The following is an 18,967-nucleotide window of genomic DNA, read 5'->3' on the forward strand; positions in this document are numbered from 1 at the left end:
TCCAGCTCATCACCGCGACCCTAGTGGAGGTGGTGTGGCAACCTCTCGGAGTGCGCGAGAACGCGGCCGTCGACGCCGTCCCCGGGGCCGATCCCGCGTTCTCCCTCGGCTTCCGCCTGGCCGGTGCCGCGGTCCACCTGTACACGGCCAGTGGCTCGGTCCTCGGCCTGCTCATCGTCCTGGCCGCCATCGACGGCGACGTCGAGGCCGCGCTGTGGCTGGGCCTGGCGACGCTCTTCATCGACGGCACCGACGGCATGCTCGCGCGGCGCTTCCGGGTCAAGGAGACGATCCCCTGGTTCGACGGCGCCCTGCTCGACAACATCGTCGACTACCTGACCTACGTCTTCGCGCCGCTCGTGCTGCTGTGGGCGACCGGCTACCTGCCCCGGGGCCCCCTCGGCTGGGTGGTGGCGGCACTGCCCCTGCTCGCGTCCTGCTACCAGTTCTGCAGGGTCGACGCGAAGACCGCCGACCACTTCTTCCTGGGCTGGCCGAGCTACTGGAACGTCCTCGCGTTCTACGTGATCGTGCTCGACCTCGGCGAGCTCGTGACCGCCGCCCTGCTGGTCGTGTTCGCGGTGCTCGTCTTCGTGCCGATCCGCTACCTCTATCCGTCCCGGATGCGCTCCCTGCGAGGGCTCACGCTCACGCTCACCGTCGTCTGGCTGGTCACGTACGCGGTGCTCGTCGTCCAGCTGCCCCACCCGAACCCGTGGGTGGTGGCCGTCTCGCTCGGCTACATGGCCTACTACTGGGGCCTCAGCATCTGGCTGACGGCACGCGGCGCCGGTGCCCGGCGCGTCGCGCGATCAGTCGAGGGCAGCCAGGGCGACTGAGAGGTCCTGGACCAGGTCCGCGGTGTCCTCGATGCCGCACGACAGCCGCACGAAGCCCGGGGCCACGGCGTCCCCGCCCCACTGGGCCCGCCGGTCGATCGTGCTGTGCACCCCGCCGAAGCTGGTGGCGGCGGTCCACAGCTGCGTGCGGGAGATCAGCGTCGCCACGGCGGCCTCGTCGGCCAGGACGGCGGAGACGATCCCGTTCGGCCGCAGCATCTGCCGGGCCGCGAGGGCGAACGAGGGGTCACCCGCGCGCCACGGCCACCGGACGCCGGTCACCGCCGGGGAGCCGGCCAGGAGGTCGGCCACCGCCGCCGCGGTGGCCGCCTGACGGGCCAGCCGCAGGTCCAGCGTGCTCATCGAGCGGTGCCCGAGCCACGCCTCGAAGGGGCCCGGCGTGTTCCCGGTGAGGTTCCGCCAGCGCTGCAGGCGGTCGAACAGGTCGTCGTCGGTCGTGCTGACGTGGCCCAGCAGCAGGTCGCTGTGCCCGGTGAGCGCCTTGGTGTCGCTCCCGATCGTCAGGTCGGCGCCCAGCTCCAGCGGGCGCTGACCCAGTGGCGTCGCGGTGGTGTTGTCGACCGCCACCACCGCCCGCGCCTGGTGCGCCGCCGCCGCCACCGCCGCGATGTCGCAGACGTCCAGCTCGGGATTGCTCGGCGTCTCGAGCAGCACCAGCCGGACGCCGGCCAGCCCCCCGCGCGCGGCCACCGACTCGATCTCCGGCGTGGCGACGTAGTCGACGGAGACCCCGAAGCGCGTCAGCTCGTCGCGGGCCAGCAGGCGGGTCGCGTAGTAACCGTCCGACGGCAGGACGACCCGGTCTCCGGCGCGCACGCACGTGAACACCGCCGCGCTGATCGCGGCCATCCCCGTGGCGAAGGACAGGCACCGGCCGCCGTCGAGCGCACCCACGGCCGCCTCGAACTCGCGCAGGGTCGGGTGCTCGGTGCGCGCGTAGGCGTCCAGTCCCCCGGCGCGCGGCGGCCGGTCGCCGAGGTGGAACGGCGCCGCGAACACCGGAGAGGGCCGCAGGGGCGCACCCGGGACGGGCTCGCCCTCGCCGCCCCGGACGGAGCGCGTGCCGTCGCCCCAGGTGGACGGCGTCACTCCGGCTTCGCCTCGCGCGACATGATCTCCTTCACCATCTGCGCCGGCGACTCGCCCTCGTGGCAGACGCGGACGACGGCCTCGGTGATCGGCACGTCGACGCCCCGGGCGCGCGCGAGGTCGAGCACCGACCGGCAGCTCTTCACGCCCTCCGCGGTCTGCCGCGTGCTCTCCTGCACCTCCTCGACCGACATCCCCCGGCCGAGCTTCTCCCCGAAGGTCCGGTTCCGCGACAGCGGCGAGCTGCAGGTGGCCACGAGGTCACCCAGCCCGGCGAGCCCGGCGAACGTCGTCAGCTCCGCCCCCAGCACGAGGCCGAGGCGGGCGGTCTCGGCCAGGCCGCGAGTGATCAGCGACGCCCGGGTGTTGTCGCCGAAGCCCAGGCCCTCGGCCATCCCCACGGCCAGCGCGATGATGTTCTTCACCGCCCCGCCCAGTTCGCAGCCGACCATGTCGGGATTGGTGTACGGCCGGAAGTAGGGCGTGTGGCAGGCCGCCTGCAGGGTCGTCGCCCGGTCGGCGTCCGTGCACGCGATCACCGTGGCGGCCGGCTGCTCCTCGGCGATCTCCCGGGCGAGGTTCGGCCCGGAGAGGACGGCGACCCGCTCGGGGGCGGCACCGGTCACCTCGGCGATGACCTCGCTCATCCGCTTCGTCGTCCCCAGCTCGATGCCCTTCATGAGCGAGAGCAGCGTGGCGTCCGGGGGCAGGAGGTCCGCCCACTCCTCGAGGTTGCCCCGCAGCGACTGCGACGGGACGGCGAGGACGACGATGCCTGCGTCCCGCAGGGCCTCCGCCGGGTCGGCGGTCGCGCACACCGCCGAGGGCAGTCGCACACCGGGCAGGTAGTCCGGATTCTGGCGCTGCTCGGTGATCGCCGCAGCCAGCTCCGGACGCCGCGCGTGCAGCATGACGTCGCAGCCGGCATCGGCGAGCACCTTCGCGAAGGTCGTCCCCCAGGAACCGGCTCCGAGCACCGCGGCCCGCGTCACGCAGCAGTTCCGGGGACGTCGCCGGGCAGCTCGCGCCGCGGACGGGGGTGGAAGGTCGACGGGGCGGGCTCGTGGCGCAGCTCGGCCAGCTGGTCGCGCACCCGGGTCATGATCAGGTCGGTCGTCTCCCTCAGCATCTGGGCCGACAGCGGAGCGCCGTCGCGAAGCTGTGCCCGCGCGGCGGAGAGGTCGATCGGCTCCCCGACCAGGTAGTCGGCAGGTGCGCGCAGGCGCAGGTGGAACTTCTTGCGGTGGTAGTCGTGCACCGCCTGCGGTCCCCACTGGGCGACCGGGACGACGACGGCGTCGGTGGTCAGGGCGAGGCGGGCCACCCCGGTGCGCGCCTGCATCGGCCACCAGTCCGGATCGCGGGTGACCGAGCCCTCGGGGTAGATCACGATGACGTTCCCCGCCGCCAGGTCGGCCCGGGCCGCGTCGAGCGCCGCGTGCGCGTCGGCGGAGAACCGGGCGACCGGGATCTGCCCGGCGCTCTTGAGCAGCGGACGGAGCACGCCCTTGAACACCGACTCCTTGGCGAGGAAGTGCGGCATCCGCCCGCTGTCGAACACCAGCCGCGCGCACGCGATCGGATCGAAGATCGACACGTGGTTGGCGACGACCAGCACCGGGCCGCGGGGCGGCAGCCGCTCGGCGTGCCGGTACCGCAGCCGGAACATCAGCGAGGCGAAGGGATAGACCAGCACGATCGCGACGCACATCCCGAACGGCGGCACGCCCCGCGTTCGCCATTTCATCGGACGGCGATCGGACGTCTCCTCGGCCACGGGCCCCCTTCCCCTCGACGCGGTGTCTGCTCGTGCGCGTGTGATCATGCCCATGATCGACCTCCGTCGCCGCCCCGCCGCGCACCGGGGGGTCGCGCCATGCTCACATGGGTCCGTGCCCAGCTGGTCGGTCGTCGTCCCCGCGAAGCGGCTGGCCGTGGCGAAGACGCGGCTGCGTCCCGTCACCGCGCCGCTGGGTCACGGCCACGACGACCTGGTGCTCGCCCTGCTCGCCGACACGGTGACCGCGGCCCTCGGCAGCGAGGTCGTCGGCGAGGTGGTCGTGGTGACCGACGACCCGGCGGCGGCCGACCTCGTGCGCGGACTCGGGGCGCGCGCGGTCGCCGACGAGCCGGACGCCGGGCTCAACGCCGCCCTCGACCACGGCGCATCCGTCGCCCGGCACGCCGCGGTCGCGGCGCTCTCCTCCGACCTGCCGGCACTGCGCCCCGAGGAGTTGGCGGCCGCCCTGGCCGCCGCGTCCGCCGTTCCGCGCGGGTTCGTCGCCGACGCCCACGGCACCGGCACGACCCTGCTCACCGCCCTCGCCGCGCCGCTGCGCCCGTCGTTCGGGCCGGGCTCGGCGCAGGCCCACCGGGCGAGCGGCGCCGTGCCCCTGTCCGGACACTGGCCGGGGTTGGTGCGCGACGTGGACACCGAGGCCGACCTCCGGGACGCCCTGGCGCTCGGTGCGGGACCACGCACGACGGCGTTCGCCGTTCACCTGGGTGGGGCACGATGAGCGGGTGCCCCCCGAGAGCCCGACCCGGCTGCCCGCCGACCGGTTCCTGAACCGCGAGCTGTCCTGGCTCGACTTCAACGCGCGGGTCCTCGAGCTCGCCGAGGACGACACCCTGCCGCTGCTGGAACGGGTCAAGTTCCTGGCGATCTTCGCGAGCAACCTCGACGAGTTCTACATGGTGCGCATCGCCGGCTTGAAGCGCCGTCAGACCACGGGCCTCAGCGTCCGGTCGCCCGACGGCCTCACCATCCGTGAGCAGCTGGAGCTGGTCACGCAGCGCACGCAGGACCTCGTCCAGCGGCACGCCGACGTCTTCATCAAGGACGTCAGCCCGCGACTGGAGGAGGCCGGCATCCGGATCGTGCACTGGGCGGACCTGGCCGACGACGACGCCCGCCGGCAGCGCGAGTACTTCCGCGACCAGGTCTTCCCGGTGCTCACCCCGCTGGCGGTCGACCCCGCGCACCCGTTCCCCTACATCAGCGGGCTGTCGCTGAACCTCGCCGTCAGCGTCCGCGACCCCGACAGCGGCGTCGCCCACTTCGCGCGGGTCAAGGTGCCCAACAACGTGCCGCGGTTCGTCCGCGTCGGGCCGGCGGACGAGTCGGCGGCGTTCCTCCCCCTCGAGGACCTCATCGCCGCGCACCTGCCGCAGCTGTTCCCGGGCCTCGAGGTCGTCTCCCACCACCTGTTCCGGGTCACCCGCAACGCCGATCTCGAGGTGGAGGAGGACCGCGACGAGGATCTCCTCCAGGCCCTGGAGCGCGAGCTCGCCCGCCGGCGGTTCGGACGCGCCGTCCGGCTCGAGGTCACCGAGACGATGGACCCGCAGATCCTCGACGTCCTGCTCAGCGAGATGGAGATGAAGCCGCAGGACGTCCTGCAGGTGCCGGGCCTGCTCGACCTGGGCGCCCTGATGGCGTTCTACGACCTCGACCGCCCGGAGCTCAAGGACGAGCCGTTCGTGCCGGCCACCCATCCCCGGTTGTCCGACGGCGAGACGCCCAAGAGCGTGTTCGCCACGCTGCGCGAGGGAGACGTCCTGCTGCACCACCCGTACCACTCGTTCGCGACCAGCGTGCAGCGGTTCATCGAGCAGGCGGCCTCCGATCCGAACGTGCTGGCCATCAAGCAGACCCTGTACCGCACCTCCGGCGACTCGCCCATCGTCAACGCGCTCATCGAGGCCGCCGAGGCCGGCAAGCAGGTCGTCGTCCTGGTGGAGATCAAGGCGCGCTTCGACGAGGAGGCCAACATCAGCTGGGCCCGATCGCTGGAGCGGGCGGGCTGCCACGTCGTGTACGGGCTGGTGGGGCTGAAGACCCACTGCAAGACCGCGCTCGTCGTCCGGCGGGAGCACGGCGTCCTGCGGCGGTACTGCCACATCGGCACCGGCAACTACAACCCGAAGACCGCCCGGATCTACGAGGACCTCGGCGTCCTCACCGCCGACCCGCGGGTGGGTGCCGACCTCACCGACCTGTTCAACGTCCTCACCGGCTACTCGCGGCAGACCAACTACCGCACCCTGATGGTCGCCCCGCACGGCATCCGCAGCGGGCTGATCGAGAAGATCCGGCGCGAGGCGCGGCACGCCGCCGAGGGCCGGCCGTCGGGCATCCGGTTCAAGCTGAACAGCCTGGTCGACGAGCGGATCTCCGACGCGCTCTACGAGGCGTCCACCGCCGGCGTCCCGGTCGACCTGCTGATCCGCGGCATCTGCGCGCTGCGTCCCGGGGTCCCCGGGCTGTCGGAGAACATCCGGGTGCGCTCGATCGTGGGCCGGTTCCTGGAGCACTCGCGCGTCATGTCCTTCGCGAACGGCGGCGACCCGGAGTGGTGGCTGGGCAGCGCCGACCTGATGCACCGCAACCTCGATCGACGTGTCGAGGTGCTGCTGCGCGTCTGCGACGAGCACGCACGCGCGGAGATGGGCCGGATCTTCGAGGCGGCGCTGGCCGACGACATCCGCTGCTGGGAGCTGGGCAGCGACGGGTCGTGGACCCACTTCGACGGCGAGGACTTCCAGGCCGCGCAGCTGGAGCGGGTCGGTGAGCTCGCCGGCTGAGGGCCGGGTCGTCGCCGCGGCCGGCGGTGCGGTCTGGCGGCGGACGGCCGGTGGAACGCTGGAGGCCGTCGTGGTCCACCGGCCCCGGTACGACGACTGGTCGCTGCCGAAGGGCAAGCTCGACGCCGGTGAGCACGGGCTGACCGCCGCCGTCCGCGAGATCGACGAGGAGACCGGCCTCGAGGTCCTCGCCGGTCGGCGCAGCATCCGCACGACCTATCCCGTGCTCGAGGGCCTCAAGCGGGTCGACTACTGGGTGATGCAGGCGCTGGGGGGCACGTTCGACCCGGACGACGAGGTCGACGAGCTGCGCTGGCTCCCGCTGCCCGAGGCGGCCGCCCTGTGCTCCCACGACCACGACCGGGCAGTGCTCGCCGATCTCGCCCGCGCCGACGTCCCGCTCATGCCCACGCTCGTGCTCGTCCGGCACGGCCGGGCCGGCGACCGCGCGGACTGGGACGGTCCGGACGACCTGCGGCCGCTCGACCCGCGGGGTCGGCATCAGGCCCAGCGGCTGGCCCGGGTGCTGCCGCTGTTCGGCCCGACCGCGGTGTACTCCGCCCGCCGCACGCGGTGCGAGCAGACCGTCGCTCCCCTCGCCGCGTGCCTGGGGTTGCCGGTGCTCCCCCTGCCCGAGGTGGGCGAGGAGGAGTTCGCCGATGATCCGGACGCCGGCATGGCGGTCGTCGAGCGGTTTCTCGAGCCGCGGGACGAGCCGGGCGTGACCGTGGTCTGCAGCCAGGGTGGCGCGATCCCGTCGGTGCTCATGCGCCTGGGGGTCCAGTTCGCAGCCACCCGCAGCTACCCGCCGTCGGCGAAGGGCAGCGTCTGGGTTCTGGGCGGCCGGCCGGGGTCGCTGTCCGCGGACTACTACCGCGACCTCGAGCCCGAGTTCTGAAGGCCCCCTCCAGGGGCACCGCCCTGAGCGTGCGAGGGGTGGGTAGGAGGGGGTCCTCTTTCAGATGACGGGCAGCGCCTTCGGGAGGAACGACGGACGCGTCGCCTCGAAGGCCTCGATGTCGGGCAGGTTGCGCTCGGTCAGGCCGATGTCGTCCAGCCCTTCGAGCAGCCGCCACCGGGTGTAGTCGTCGATCTCGAACGGTCGCCTGATGACCTCGCGGTGTCGCTCGTACGAGACTTCCTTGGCGTTGAGGTCGACGGTCACCGGCGTGGTGGGGTCGGCCTCCACCGCCGCCCAGAGCGCCTCGACGGCGGCCTGCGGCAGCAGCACGGTGAGCAGGCCGGCCTTGGTCGAGTTGTTGCGGAAGATGTCGGCGAACCGCGAGCTGATGACGACCCGGAAGCCGCCGTCCATCAGCGCCCAGACGGCGTGCTCCCGGGAGGAGCCGGTGCCGAAGTCGGGGCCGGCGACCAGCACGGAGGCCTCGGCGTACTGCGGCTGGTTGAGCACGAAGTCGGGCTCGTTGGTGCGCCAGGCCTCGAACAGCCCGTCGGCGAAGCCGGTGCGGGTGATCCGCTTGAGGTACACGGCCGGGATGATCTGGTCGGTGTCGACGTTGCTGCGCCGCAGCGGGGCGCAGGTGCCGGTGTGGGTCGTGAAGGCGTCCATCAGACGGTCACCGTGTCCTTCAGGTCGGCCGGGGCGGTCAGCTTCCCGGTGAGAGCGGTCGCGGCGGCCACGGACGGCGACACGAGGTGGGTGCGACCGCCCTTGCCCTGGCGGCCCTGGAAGTTGCGGTTGCTGGTCGAGGCGGAGCGCTCACCGGGCTTGAGCTGATCGGGGTTCATGCCCAGGCACATGGAGCAGCCCGCGCCGCGCCACTCCGCGCCCGCGTCGATGAACACGCGGTCGAGGCCCTCGGCCTCGGCCTGCGCCTTCACCGCCACGGACCCGGGGACGACGAGCATGCGGGTGTCGGGGTCGACGTGCTTGCCGCGCAGCAGCTCGGCGGCGACCCGGAGGTCCTCGATCCGGCCGTTGGTGCAGGAGCCGAGGAAGACGGTGTCGACCTTGATGTCGCGCAGCGGGGTGCCGGCGGTCAGGCCCATGTAGGCCAGCGCCTGTTCGACGTCGCGGCGCTCGCCCTCGTCCGCGAAGTCGGCCGGGTCGGGGACGCTCCCGTCGATCGGCAGCCCCTGCCCGGGGTTGGTGCCCCAGGTGACGAACGGCGTCAGCGACGAGGCGTCGATGTGCACCTCGCGGTCGAACACGGCGCCCTCGTCCGTGCGCAGCGTCGTCCAGTACTCGACGGCGGCATCCCAGTCCGCACCCTGGGGCGCGTGCGGGCGGCCCCGCAGGAACTCGAAGGTGGTCTGGTCGGGGGCGATCAGCCCGGCCTTGGCGCCGGCCTCGATCGACATGTTGCAGATGGTCATCCGGGCCTCCATCGAGAGCTTCTCGATGGCGCTGCCCCGGTACTCGATGACGTGCCCCTGGCCGCCACCGGTGCCGATCTGGGCGATGACGGCGAGGATGACGTCCTTCGCGCTCACGCCGGGCGGGAGCTCGCCGTCGACGTTCACGGCCATCTGCTTCGGGCGGTACTGCGGCAGCGTCTGGGTGGCCAGCACGTGCTCGACCTCGCTGGTGCCGATGCCGAACGCCAGCGCGCCGAACGCGCCGTGGGTGGAGGTGTGGCTGTCACCGCAGACGATCGTCATGCCCGGCTGCGTCAGCCCCAGCTGCGGGCCGATCACGTGCACGATGCCCTGGTCGCGGTCGCCCATGGGAGCGAGCCGGATGCCGAACTCGGCCGCGTTCTTCCGCAGCGCCTCGATCTGCGCGCGGCTGACCGGGTCGGCGATGGGGGCCAGGATGTCCAGCGTCGGGACGTTGTGGTCCTCGGTCGCCATCGTGAGGTCCGGACGGCGGACCGTCCGCCCCGCGGCCCGGAGGCCGTCGAACGCCTGCGGGCTCGTGACCTCGTGCACGAGGTGCAGGTCGATGTAGAGCAGGTCGGGCTCGCCCGCGACGCTGCGCACGACGTGGGCGTCGTAGACCTTCTCCGCCAGTGTCTTCGCCACTGTTCTTCCCCTCACCGGACATCTCACCCGCATTTGTATCCCACAACGTGAGATGCGAGTATTGCTGTGTGGGACAGCCTAACCCCGTCGCCGTCTTGGACAAAGCGGTGGCCATTCTCCGCGCCGTCGCCGACGAGCCGGCGACGCTCGCCGAGCTCGTCAGCCGCACCGGCCTGCCCCGGGCGACGGCGCACCGACTGGCCGTGGCGCTGGAGGGACACCGGCTGGTCCGGCGCACCGCGGAGGGTTCCTGGGCCCCCGGGCCGGCGCTGACCGAGCTGGGCCGGGAGGGCGCCGATCTCGCCGACCTGGCCGGCCGGCACCTGGTGACGCTGCGCGACGCCAGCGGCGAGAGCGCCCAGTTCTACGTGCGGGACGGCGCCACGCGGGTGTGCGTCGCCGCGGCCGAGCGCACCAGCGGGCTGCGCGACACCGTGCCGGTCGGCGCCCGGCTGCCGATGACGGCGGGGTCGGCGGCGCACGCGCTGCTCGCCTTCACCCCCGCCGAGGAGGTCACCCGCCTCCTGCCCGCGGCGAGCTTCACCGCGCGGACGCTGCTCGAGGTCCGGCGGCGCGGCTGGGCGCACAGCATCGCCGAGCGCGAGCCCGGCGTGGCGTCGCTGTCGGCGCCGGTACGGGACGCGAGCGGTGGCGTGCTGGGCGCCGTGTCCATCTCCGGCCCGGTCGAGCGGTTGGGCCGGCGGCCCAGCCCGGAGATCGTCGGCGCCGTCCTCGATGCGGCGGCCGCGATCTCCCGGTCGGCGCGTTAGTCCCCCTGCTCGAGGTTCCTGCGAACGATGTCCTGCTTCTCGTCGTCCTTCGGCGGCGCGACCACGATCGGGCGCAGGCGCGACCACAGCGCGAACACAAGCGCGAAGACGATCATGGCGAGGCCGACCCAGAGATTGGCGTTGAAGCCCTCGGTCTTCTTCAGGGCGTCGGCGCCGTTGTCGACCAGGCCCATCACGACGAGGACGACGCCGTAGAAGCCGATCAGGGCGGCGATGACGTTGCGGACGTCGAAGGCGCCGGCGGCGTGCTTCTCGCCGGACCCGTGCTCTGCGGTGCTCATCGGGGTGGCTCCTGACTCATCGGAAGATGACATTGAGAGCGATGACCATCACCAGCGAGATGCCGGCCAGCCTCGTCGGCGACCGGTACCAGGGCAGGCTGGCCGCCTCCGGGTCGGTGCGCTGTTCCCTGGGCGTCTCGGAGTAGACCAGTCCGGCCAGTTCCTTCACCGGCTTCTGCGCGGTCACCTGGCTGACGACCACGCTGACGACGATGTCGACGACGAACGCCGCTGCCGCCGCGACGAAGCTCGCCCCCTGGCCGCGGAGCGGCAGTGCGCCGACGGACAGGGCCCCGAGCGAGTCCTCGCTCAGGATCGCGACGCCGACGGCGGCGAGCGTGCCCGAGACGAGGCCTGCCCAACCGGCCGTGGCGGTCATGCGCTTCCAGAACATGCCGAGGATGAAGGTGGCGAACAGCGGCGCGTTGAAGAAGCCGAACAGGGTCTGCAGGTAGTTCATGAGGTTGGTGTAGCCCGACGCGATCAGCGCCGTCCCGATCGCGATGATCGTCGCCCCGAGGGTCGCCAACCGGCCGACGTTCAGGTAGTAGTGGTCGGGCCGGTCCTTGCGGACGTAGGTCTGCCACAGGTCGTAGCTGAAGACGGTGTTGAAGGCCGAGATGTTGGCCGCCATGCCCGCCATGAACGCGGCCAGCAGCCCCGCCAGCGCGACGCCGAGCAGGCCGTTGGGCAGCACGTCGCGCATCAGGTACAGGATCGAGTTGTTGTAGTCGAAGTTCTTGTCGCCGGCCGCCTTGGCCTTGGTGACCTCGGGCACGAGCACCGTGGCGATGAGGCCCGGGATGACCACGATGAACGGCACGAACATCTTGGGGAACGACCCGATGATCGGCGTCGCGCGGGCGGCGGAGATCGAGTTCGTCGCCATGGCCCGCTGCACCTCGACGAAGTTCGTCGTCCAGTAGCCGAACGACAGCACGAAACCCAGCCCGAACACGATGCCGATCACCGACCAGAAGGGGCTGGAGAAACCGGTCAGGTCGGTGGCCGGCCAGGATGCGAGCTGGTCGGCTCCTCCGCCATTGGCGTGGGTGACCTTGTCGATCAGGCCGCCGATGCCACCCACGCGGTGCAGGCCGATGAGCATCAGCGGCAGGAGCGCGGCGACGATGACGAAGAACTGCAGGACCTCGTTGTAGATGGCCGCCGACAGCCCGCCCAGCGTGATGTAACTCAGGACGACGATCGCGGCGATGATCAGCGAGACCCAGAGCGGCCAGCCCAGCAGCAGCTGGACGATGTGCGCCAGCAGATAGAGGTTGATGCCGGCGATCAGCACCTGCGCGACCGCGAAGCTGATCGCGTTGACCAGGTGCGCGCCCGTGCCGAACCGGCGCCGCATGAACTCGGGGACGCTGCGGACCTTCGACCCGTAGTAGAAGGGCATCATCACGACGCCCAGGAAGAGCATCGCCGGGACGGCACCGATCCAGAAGTAGTGCATCGTCGCCATGCCGAACTGCGCGCCGTTGGCGGACATGCCGACGATCTCGACCGCGCCGAGGTTCGCCGAGATGAACGCCAGACCGGTGACCCACGCGGGCAGGGACCGGCCGGACAGGAAGAAGTCGAGGCTGTCGGAGACCCGGCGCCGCGCGGCGAACCCGATCAGCAGGACGACGGCGAAGTAGACGACGACCAGGGCGTAGTCGACGACGTTCGCGTCCAGTCTCAGATCACTCACGCTGCGCTCGCTTCCGGGAGGAGGGTCAGGCCAGGCGCCGCGCGCCCGTCGAGGGGACGGTCACGAACGTGCGGGGCTCGCGCGCGCCGTCGCGGGCGAAGCGCCCGGCGATCGCGGCGGTGACCGTGTCCACCGCGTCGGCGTCGACCAGCGCGATGGCGCTGCCCCCGAACCCCCCGCCGACCATGCGGGCGCCGTGGGCACCGGCCGACAACGCCGCCTCGACGATGGCGTCGAGCAGGGGAACCGAGATCTCGAAGTCGTCCCGCAGCGATGCGTGCCCGGCGGTCAGGATCGGCCCGATCGCGCGGGGGTCTGCATCCCCCTGCAGCGCGGCGACCACCTCCAGCACCCGGGCGTTCTCGGTGACGATGTGCCGCGCCCGGCGCAGCAGGACGTTCCCCTGCGGACCGGCGTCGGCGAGGACGTCCAGGGCGGCGACGTCGTCGACCTCGCGCAGCAGCCGGACCCCGAGCCGCTCCGCCGCCGTCTCGCACTCCTGCCGGCGGTCGCCGTAGCCGCCGTCGGCGTGGTCGTGGGTGACGCCCGAGTCGACGACGAGCAACGCCAGCCCGGCCGCGGCGAGGTCGAGCGGTATCTGCTCGCTGACCAGGTCACGGGTGTCGAGGAACAGCGCGTGCCCGGCCGTGCAGAGCACCGAGGCGGACTGGTCGAGGATGCCGGTCGGGGCTCCCACGAAATCGTTCTCCGCCGAGCGCGCGAGCTCCACCAGGTCGGGGGGGCGCAGGTCGGGACCGACGAGATCGCGGAGAGCCAGCGCGACCGAGCAGGTCAGCGCGGCGGACGAGGAGAGCCCCGCCCCGACGGGCACGTCGGTGTCGACGAGCACACTCACCCCGCCCAGCAGCCGGTCCCGGAGCCCGAAGACCACGCCGGCCGGATACCCCGCCCAGCCGTCGGGGCGGCCGGGCGCCAGCTCCTCGATGCCGAGCTCCACGACCTCGCCGTCGCCCTGGAGCGAGGCGAACGCGACCCGCCCGTCCTCGCGCCGCGCCACCGCCGCGCGGGTGGTGTGCTCCATGGCCACCGGCAGCACGTAGCCGCCGTTGTAGTCGGTGTGCTCGCCGATCACGTTGACCCGGCCGGGCGCCGCCCAGACGCCCTCGGGGTCGGTGCCGAACCGCTGCGCGAACCCCGTGCGCGCCCGCTCGACCTCGGCGCTCATCCGACGACCACGGCGCGCAGCTGCTCGGCGACGTCCTCCGGGTTCGTGTCGGTGATGAACGCGCCCATCCCCGACTCCGACCCGGCCAGGTACTTCATCTTCCCGGGGGCGCGGAGCAGCGAGAACAACTGCAGGTGCAGCCACCAGTCGTCGCGGCCCTCGTGCACCGGGGCCTGGTTCCAGGCGGCGATGTAGGGCATCGGGGCCTCGAACCGGCGGGCGAACCGCGCGAGCACGTCGAGGTAGACCTCGACGAAGCCGTCCCGCTCGGCGTCGGTGAGTGCCGGGATGTCGGGCACCCGGCGCGTGGGGAACAGCTGCACCTCGTACGGCCAGCGGGCGGCGGCCGGGACGAACGCCGTCCAGTGCTCGTTGGCCGTGACCACGCGCGGACCCGACCGTTCGGCGGCCACGACCTCGGCGAACAGGTCGCCGCCACCCGCCTCCCGGTGCCGGCGCACGGAGGCGAGCAGCTTCTCGGCCCGCGGCGGGAGGTACGGGTAGCCGTAGATCTGCCCGTGGGGGTGCGACAGCGTCACCCCGATCTCCTCGCCGTGGTTCTCGAACGGGAAGACGTACTCGATGCCGTCGATGGCCCCGAGTGCCTCGGTGCGGTCGGCCCACACATCGACGACCAGGCGGGCCCGGTCGGCTCCCAGGTCGGCGAAGACGCGGTCGTGCTGGTCGGTGAAGCAGACGACCTCGCAGCGGCCGAAGCCCGGACGCAGTTCGGCGATCGGGTTGCCCGGCGCCCCGGCGGGGACGTCGCGGTCGACACCGGTGGCCAGCGACGGGAACCGGTTCTCGAAGACGACGACCTGGTAGTCGCTCTCCGGGATCTCGGTCGGGCGGCCGGGTCGGGACGGGTCGAGCGGGCACTCGTCGGCGGGCGGCAGGAAGGTGCGCGTCTGCCGGTGGGATGCGATGGCGACCCACTCCCCCAGCAGCGCGTCGTACCGCAGCTGCGACCGGGTGGCGACCGCCGGCAGGTCGCGGGTGTCGACCGCGTCGCGCGGGACGGAGTCGGAGTCGGAATCGGAGTCGAAGTAGATGATCTCCCGGCCGTCGGCCAGTCGACGGCTCGTACGGATCACGACAGGACGCTATCCCCCGTGAAGATCATCGGGCCACTCGGCACCGGAGACGACGAGAGCCCCCGGTCGTGGACCGGGGGCTCTCGAGCGCCCGAGCGGGCGGCGTAGCCCCGAAGGGATTCGAACCCTCGCTACCGCCGTGAGAGGGCGGCGTCCTGGGCCGCTAGACGACGGGGCCGTGCAGCACCGATTCTGCCATGCGGCCGCCCGGGAACGGCGAGAGCCCCCGGTCGAGGTGACCGGGGGCTCTCGAACGCGTAGCCCCGAAGGGATTCGAACCCTCGCTACCGCCGTGAGAGGGCGGCGTCCTGGGCCGCTAGACGACGGGGCCGTGCGGGAGGAACCCAAGTTCCTCGCTGGGGTACCAGGACTCGAACCTAGACTAACGGAACCAGAAACCGTCGGGCTGCCAATTACCCCATACCCCATGGGTGGCACCTCGCGGCGCCGCAGAAGACGATACCTGACGGCGCGACCGCCCCCGCCACCCACCCCGGCCGGGCGCGTCAGGCGGCGGCGACCGGCTGGGGGCGGCCCGGTGTCCGCAGGTCCAGTGCCGCGGTACGCGTCTCGGGGTGCAGCCGGTCCCGCGAGCGCGCGACCACGGCCACGTACGCCGCCGCCGACAGCACGCTGACCAGCAGCAGGACGGGATCGAGCCCGCCGGAGTACGACCCGGTGTCGACGCCCTCGCCGAGCGCCCCGGCGAGCACGAACACCAGCACGTTGTTCACCGCGTGCAGCACGATCGCCGCCTCCAGGCCGCCGGTCAGCCAGACGACCGCCGAGGCCGCCAGCCCGAAGGCGAACCGGTCGAGGAACGTGGGGACGTCGGGCGGCAGGTGCGCCGCGGAGAAGATCGCGGCGGTCAGCACACCGGCCAGCACGGCCCCGGCCCGGGGCGACCGCACCCAGCCGGCGATGCACTGGCTCAGGTACCCGCGGAACAGGTACTCCTCCGCCGCCGACTGCAGCGGGGTCGTGAGAACGACGACGAGCAGCAGCCAGCCGAACGACGCGACCGGCCCCGTGGCCGGCTGGCCGGCGAACAGCACGCTGATCAGCAGCGACACCGCGATGCCCACGCCGAGCGTGCGCAGCGCGATGAGCGTGTACGGCAGCACCAGCCGCCTCCGCAACCGGCCGAGCACCGACGACGACCAACCGCGGCCCATGCCGTGCACCGCGACCCAGGCGAGCCACACCACCGGGATGGCGACGATCAGCGACAGGTTGGTGATCAGCAGCGTGACCGGGTCGGCGAGGTCCAGGCGATCGACGTCCGCACCGGCGGCGATCCCGGCGAGGACGACGAGAACGGCGGCCACGAAGTAGACGACCGCGAACAGCAGCAGACCGAGCAGCGGCCGCCACCAGCCCCAGTCCCGCGACCGCATGGCCCACAGGAAGGGCTGCGGGACGTCGTGCGGCGGGGTGCCGGGCGGGGGCGACCACCGCAGCGCGGGCGGCGGCGGCATCGCCCACGGAGCCGGTGGGCCCCAGGGCGCCGCCGGCGGCTGCCACGGAACCGGTGGGACCGGGTACGGCGGGCGGATCGTGGGTGGCGGCCCGGCGTAGGGCTCATCGCCCGCGCCCGGCAACGTCATCCCGCAGTCATCCGGCAGTCACCCCGCCGACGGCCGCTCGGTCAGCGCCCGGGCGGCGGCCAGCCGGCCCAGCGCGCGATCACGGCCCAGCAACTCGATCGACTCGTACAGCGGCGGGGAGACCGTGCGGCCGCTGATCGCGACACGGACGGGCCCCAACGCCTGCCGGGGCTTGAGTCCCAGCCCCTCGACCAGGGCGCCCTTGAGGGCCTCCTCGATGGCGGGGATCTGCCAGTCGGCGAGGTCGCGCAGCGCGGTCGCGGCGGCGTCGAGGACCGCGGCGTCGTCCGGGCGCAGGTGCTTGGCGGCGGCGGCGTCCTCGACCTGGACGTCGTCGACGAACAGGAAGCCGAGCAGGCCGACGGCGTCGGAGAGCACGATCATCCGCTCCTGAGCCAGCGGCGCGATGGCCTCCAGCACCCGCTGCTGCTCGGCGGTGAGTGGGTCGGCCACCAGCCCGGCCGCGGCCAGGAAGGGGATCACCCGCTCGGTGAACTCCGCCACCGGCAGGGCGCGCAGGTGCGTGGCGTTGATCGCTTCGGCCTTCTTCAGGTCGAACCGGGCCGGGTTCGCGCTCACCCGGGTGACGTCGAAGGCCTCGACCATCTCCGCGGGCGAGAAGACGTCGCGGTCGTCGGCGATCGCCCAGCCCAGCAGCGCCAGGTAGTTGATCAGCCCCTCGGGCAGGAAGCCGCGCTCGCGGTAGACGTCGAAGTTCGACTGCGGGTCGCGCTTGGACAGCTTCTTGTTGCCCTCGCCGAAGACCAGCGGCAGGTGCCCGAACCGCGGCGTGCCCCGGGCCACGCCGATGTCGGTGAGCGCCCGGTAGAGGGCGATCTGCCGCGGGGTCGAGGGGAGCAGGTCCTCGCCCCGGAGCACGTCGGTGACACCCATCAGCGCGTCGTCGACCGGGTTCGTGAACGGGTACAGCGGCACGCCGTTGCCCCGCACCAGCACGAAGTCGGGCACCGACCCGGCCGCGAAGCGGATCTCGCCACGGACGAGGTCGGTCCACACCAGGTCCTCGTCGGGCATCCGCAGGCGCAGCACCGGCTCGCGCCCCTCGGCGCGGAAGGCCGCCTTCTGCTCGTCGGTGAGGAAGCGGTCGTGGTTGTCGTACCCGAGCTTGGTGTCCTGGCCGGCGGCGAGGCGGCGGGCGTCGACCTCCTCGTTGGTGGAGAACGACTCGTAGGCGTGCCCCGCGGCCAGGAGCTTGCCGGCGACGTCGGCGTAGACCTCGTGCCGCTCCGACTGCCGGTACGGGCCGTGCGGGCCGCCGACCTCCGGGCCCTCGTCCCAGTCCAGGCCGAGCCAGCGCATGCAGTCGAGCAGGTGCCGGTAGGACTCCTCCGAGTCGCGGGCGGCGTCGGTGTCCTCGATGCGGAACACGAAGGTGCCGCCGGTGTGCCGGGCGTGGGCCCAGTTGAACAGCGCCGTCCGCATGGCCCCCACGTGCACCAGGCCCGTGGGTGACGGGCAGAAGCGGGTGACGCTCATCGGGCGCCCGCCGTCGACACCGGCTCGGCGGACGTGACGGTGTTGGACAGCGTGCCCAGGCCCTGGACCGTGCACTCGACCACCTGGCCGGGCCGGATCGGGCCGACCCCGGACGGCGTGCCGGTGAGGATCACGTCGCCGGGCAGCAGCGTCATGACCTGGGAGATGTAGGAGATCAGCGTCGGCAGGCCGAAGATCAGCTGGCTGGTGCGGCCCTTCTGCCGGAGCTCGCCGTCGACGGTGCAGGAGATCTCGAGGTCCGTCGGGTCCAGGCCCAGCCCGCCGAGGTCGGTCTCGATCCACGGGCCGATGGGGCAGAACGAGTCGAAGCCCTTGGCGCGTGTCCACTGCACGTCGGACTTCTGCATGTCCCGCTCGCTGATGTCGTTGCCGATCGTGTAGCCGAAGACGCTGGCCATGGCCTGCTGCTCGGTCACGTTGCGCGCTCCGCGGGCGCCGATGACCACGGCCAGCTCGACCTCGTGGTGCACGTTCGTGCTGCCCGGCGGGATGCGGATGGCGTCGCCGGGGCCGATGACCGAGGTGGACGGCTTGAGGAACATCAGCGGCGCCGTCGGGGCGTCCCCGGTGCCCATCCCCTTCATCTCCTCGATGTGCTCGGCGTAGTTCTTGCCGATCGCGACCACCTTGCTCGGCAGGATCGGCGACAGCAGCCGGACGTCGGCCTGCGCGAAGCGCGTGCCGGTGAAGGAGATCTGGCCGAACGGGTGCCCCTCGATCTGGGCCACCTGGCCGTCCCCGTCGAGAACGCCGAAGGACATGCCCTGAGGTGAAGCGAAACGGACGATGCGCACGTCCCGAGGTTAGACGGGCCGCATCCTGCCTACGGAGAGCCCATGGCCTGCCGCTTCTCCGAGCTCGTCGTCGACTCCCGGGACCCCGAGGCGCTGGCCGCGTTCTGGGCCGCCGTCCTGGACTACCGGGTGCTCGGACGGGAGGACGACGGTTCGGTCGAGATCGGGCCGGCCGAAGGCTTCGGGGGTCCGGCACCCACCCTGGTCTTCGGGCCGGTGTCCGACCCGACGCCGGGGAAGCTGCGGCTGCACATCGACGTCAACCCCACCGACCGCGACCAGGAGGCCGAACTGGAGAGGTTGCTCGCACTGGGCGCTGTGCCTGCCGACGTCGGGCAGCGGGGCGACGAGGGCTGGCACGTCCTCGCCGACCCGGAGGGCAACGAGTTCTGCCTGCTCCGTCAACGGCTGCCCTCCGGGCAGCGATCGCGGCCAGCTGCCGTCCCCCTGTCCCGATGAGCCCATCCGTC

Annotated in this window: 18 protein-coding genes and 3 tRNA genes; 6 read left to right on the top strand and 15 right to left on the bottom strand. The window is 72.4% G+C overall.

The window, feature by feature from the left end; genetic code table 11:
• Positions 1-50 precede the first annotated feature (50 nt).
• Positions 51-839: a CDP-alcohol phosphatidyltransferase family protein gene (locus tag AC2H4J_RS14050; RefSeq protein ID WP_487465490.1), complete on the top strand. Its 789-nt coding sequence runs from the start codon at positions 51-53 to the stop codon at positions 837-839.
• On the opposite strand, the gene AC2H4J_RS14055 is transcribed toward AC2H4J_RS14050, so the two are convergent.
• Genes AC2H4J_RS14055 through AC2H4J_RS14065 form a run of 3 tightly spaced genes read right to left on the bottom strand, consistent with a single transcriptional unit; the run spans position 813 to position 3,696 of the window.
• Positions 813-1,949 carry a cystathionine gamma-lyase gene (locus AC2H4J_RS14055; RefSeq protein ID WP_487465491.1) on the bottom strand — a complete coding sequence of 379 codons (1,137 nt, stop codon included), beginning with the start codon at positions 1,947-1,949 and terminating at the stop codon, positions 813-815. The genes AC2H4J_RS14050 and AC2H4J_RS14055 overlap by 27 nt on opposite strands.
• Positions 1,946-2,941, bottom strand: a complete 996-nt coding sequence (locus AC2H4J_RS14060) for an NAD(P)H-dependent glycerol-3-phosphate dehydrogenase (protein WP_487465492.1) — start codon at positions 2,939-2,941, stop codon at positions 1,946-1,948. Before AC2H4J_RS14060 ends, AC2H4J_RS14055 begins: the two co-directional genes overlap by 4 nt.
• Positions 2,938-3,696: a lysophospholipid acyltransferase family protein gene (locus tag AC2H4J_RS14065; RefSeq protein WP_487465493.1), complete on the bottom strand. Its 759-nt coding sequence runs from the start codon at positions 3,694-3,696 to the stop codon at positions 2,938-2,940. Before AC2H4J_RS14065 ends, AC2H4J_RS14060 begins: the two co-directional genes overlap by 4 nt.
• A gap of 145 nt (positions 3,697-3,841) precedes the next feature.
• On the opposite strand from AC2H4J_RS14065, the gene cofC reads away from it, so the two are divergent.
• The 3 genes from cofC to AC2H4J_RS14080 are packed head-to-tail and all read left to right on the top strand — an operon-like array spanning position 3,842 to position 7,434.
• The gene (gene cofC / locus AC2H4J_RS14070; RefSeq protein ID WP_487465494.1) at positions 3,842-4,468 is read left to right on the top strand and encodes a 2-phospho-L-lactate guanylyltransferase; all 627 of its coding nucleotides are present in this window, start codon (positions 3,842-3,844) and stop codon (positions 4,466-4,468) included.
• 4 nt (positions 4,469-4,472) lie between these two features.
• Positions 4,473-6,536, top strand: a complete 2,064-nt coding sequence (locus AC2H4J_RS14075) for an RNA degradosome polyphosphate kinase (RefSeq protein WP_487465495.1) — start codon at positions 4,473-4,475, stop codon at positions 6,534-6,536.
• Positions 6,520-7,434 carry an NUDIX hydrolase gene (locus AC2H4J_RS14080; RefSeq protein WP_487465496.1) on the top strand — a complete coding sequence of 305 codons (915 nt, stop codon included), beginning with the start codon at positions 6,520-6,522 and terminating at the stop codon, positions 7,432-7,434. The genes AC2H4J_RS14075 and AC2H4J_RS14080 overlap by 17 nt, the downstream gene beginning before the upstream one ends.
• A gap of 60 nt (positions 7,435-7,494) precedes the next feature.
• Here the strand turns inward: AC2H4J_RS14080 and leuD are convergent, their stop codons facing one another.
• Together leuD and leuC are read right to left on the bottom strand one after the other, a co-directional pair.
• Positions 7,495-8,106: a 3-isopropylmalate dehydratase small subunit gene (leuD, locus tag AC2H4J_RS14085; RefSeq protein ID WP_487465497.1), complete on the bottom strand. Its 612-nt coding sequence runs from the start codon at positions 8,104-8,106 to the stop codon at positions 7,495-7,497.
• Positions 8,106-9,521 carry a 3-isopropylmalate dehydratase large subunit gene (leuC, locus tag AC2H4J_RS14090; protein ID WP_487465498.1) on the bottom strand — a complete coding sequence of 472 codons (1,416 nt, stop codon included), beginning with the start codon at positions 9,519-9,521 and terminating at the stop codon, positions 8,106-8,108. Before leuC ends, leuD begins: the two co-directional genes overlap by 1 nt.
• 68 nt (positions 9,522-9,589) lie before the next feature.
• On the opposite strand from leuC, the gene AC2H4J_RS14095 reads away from it, so the two are divergent.
• A complete protein-coding gene (locus AC2H4J_RS14095) occupies positions 9,590-10,291 on the top strand; it encodes an IclR family transcriptional regulator (protein ID WP_487465499.1) in 702 nt (233 codons plus the stop codon).
• Here AC2H4J_RS14095 and AC2H4J_RS14100 read toward each other — a convergent pair.
• From AC2H4J_RS14100 to AC2H4J_RS14145, 10 genes are all read right to left on the bottom strand, one after another.
• A complete protein-coding gene (locus AC2H4J_RS14100; RefSeq protein WP_487465500.1) occupies positions 10,288-10,593 on the bottom strand; it encodes a hypothetical protein in 306 nt (101 codons plus the stop codon). The genes AC2H4J_RS14095 and AC2H4J_RS14100 overlap by 4 nt on opposite strands.
• A gap of 16 nt (positions 10,594-10,609) precedes the next feature.
• Positions 10,610-12,298, bottom strand: coding sequence for a sodium:solute symporter family protein (locus AC2H4J_RS14105; RefSeq protein ID WP_487465501.1), 1,689 nt, complete (start codon positions 12,296-12,298; stop codon positions 10,610-10,612).
• 25 nt (positions 12,299-12,323) lie between these two features.
• Positions 12,324-13,484: a galactokinase gene (galK, locus tag AC2H4J_RS14110; protein WP_487465502.1), complete on the bottom strand. Its 1,161-nt coding sequence runs from the start codon at positions 13,482-13,484 to the stop codon at positions 12,324-12,326.
• Entirely contained in the window at positions 13,481-14,578 is a 1,098-nt protein-coding gene (gene galT, locus AC2H4J_RS14115) for a galactose-1-phosphate uridylyltransferase (protein WP_487465503.1), read from the bottom strand. The genes galK and galT overlap by 4 nt, the downstream gene beginning before the upstream one ends.
• 105 nt (positions 14,579-14,683) lie before the next feature.
• A tRNA-Glu gene (locus AC2H4J_RS14120) sits at positions 14,684-14,756 on the bottom strand.
• 80 nt (positions 14,757-14,836) lie between these two features.
• Positions 14,837-14,909: transfer RNA gene (locus AC2H4J_RS14125), tRNA-Glu, on the bottom strand.
• Between the two features lie 25 nt (positions 14,910-14,934).
• Positions 14,935-15,006 (bottom strand) — tRNA-Gln (locus tag AC2H4J_RS14130).
• Between the two features lie 78 nt (positions 15,007-15,084).
• Positions 15,085-16,185 (bottom strand): CPBP family intramembrane glutamic endopeptidase, encoded by a 1,101-nt coding sequence (locus AC2H4J_RS14135; protein ID WP_487465504.1) that lies wholly within the window; start codon positions 16,183-16,185, stop codon positions 15,085-15,087.
• 18 nt (positions 16,186-16,203) lie between these two features.
• On the bottom strand, positions 16,204-17,682 hold the full coding sequence (gene gltX / locus AC2H4J_RS14140) for a glutamate--tRNA ligase (RefSeq protein ID WP_487465505.1): 1,479 nt from the start codon (positions 17,680-17,682) through the stop codon (positions 16,204-16,206).
• Positions 17,679-18,497, bottom strand: a complete 819-nt coding sequence (locus AC2H4J_RS14145) for a fumarylacetoacetate hydrolase family protein (RefSeq protein ID WP_487465506.1) — start codon at positions 18,495-18,497, stop codon at positions 17,679-17,681. Before AC2H4J_RS14145 ends, gltX begins: the two co-directional genes overlap by 4 nt.
• Before the next feature lie 42 nt (positions 18,498-18,539).
• Here AC2H4J_RS14145 and AC2H4J_RS14150 point away from each other — a divergent pair, with 42 nt between their 5' ends.
• The gene (locus AC2H4J_RS14150; RefSeq protein ID WP_487465507.1) at positions 18,540-18,956 is read left to right on the top strand and encodes a VOC family protein; all 417 of its coding nucleotides are present in this window, start codon (positions 18,540-18,542) and stop codon (positions 18,954-18,956) included.
• Positions 18,957-18,967 lie beyond the last annotated feature (11 nt).

This window comes from Blastococcus sp. OS1-29 (assembly GCF_057628075.1).

Coding starts and splice junctions, on each gene's coding strand:
- AC2H4J_RS14150 (WP_487465507.1), top strand. CDS start 18,540: ATGGCCTGCCGCTTCTCCGAGCTCGTCGTCGACTCCCGGGACCCCGAG.
- galK (WP_487465502.1), bottom strand. CDS start 13,484: ATGAGCGCCGAGGTCGAGCGGGCGCGCACGGGGTTCGCGCAGCGGTTC.
- AC2H4J_RS14065 (WP_487465493.1), bottom strand. CDS start 3,696: ATGAAATGGCGAACGCGGGGCGTGCCGCCGTTCGGGATGTGCGTCGCG.
- gltX (WP_487465505.1), bottom strand. CDS start 17,682: ATGAGCGTCACCCGCTTCTGCCCGTCACCCACGGGCCTGGTGCACGTG.
- AC2H4J_RS14100 (WP_487465500.1), bottom strand. CDS start 10,593: ATGAGCACCGCAGAGCACGGGTCCGGCGAGAAGCACGCCGCCGGCGCC.
- AC2H4J_RS14135 (WP_487465504.1), bottom strand. CDS start 16,185: ATGACGTTGCCGGGCGCGGGCGATGAGCCCTACGCCGGGCCGCCACCC.
- leuD (WP_487465497.1), bottom strand. CDS start 8,106: ATGGACGCCTTCACGACCCACACCGGCACCTGCGCCCCGCTGCGGCGC.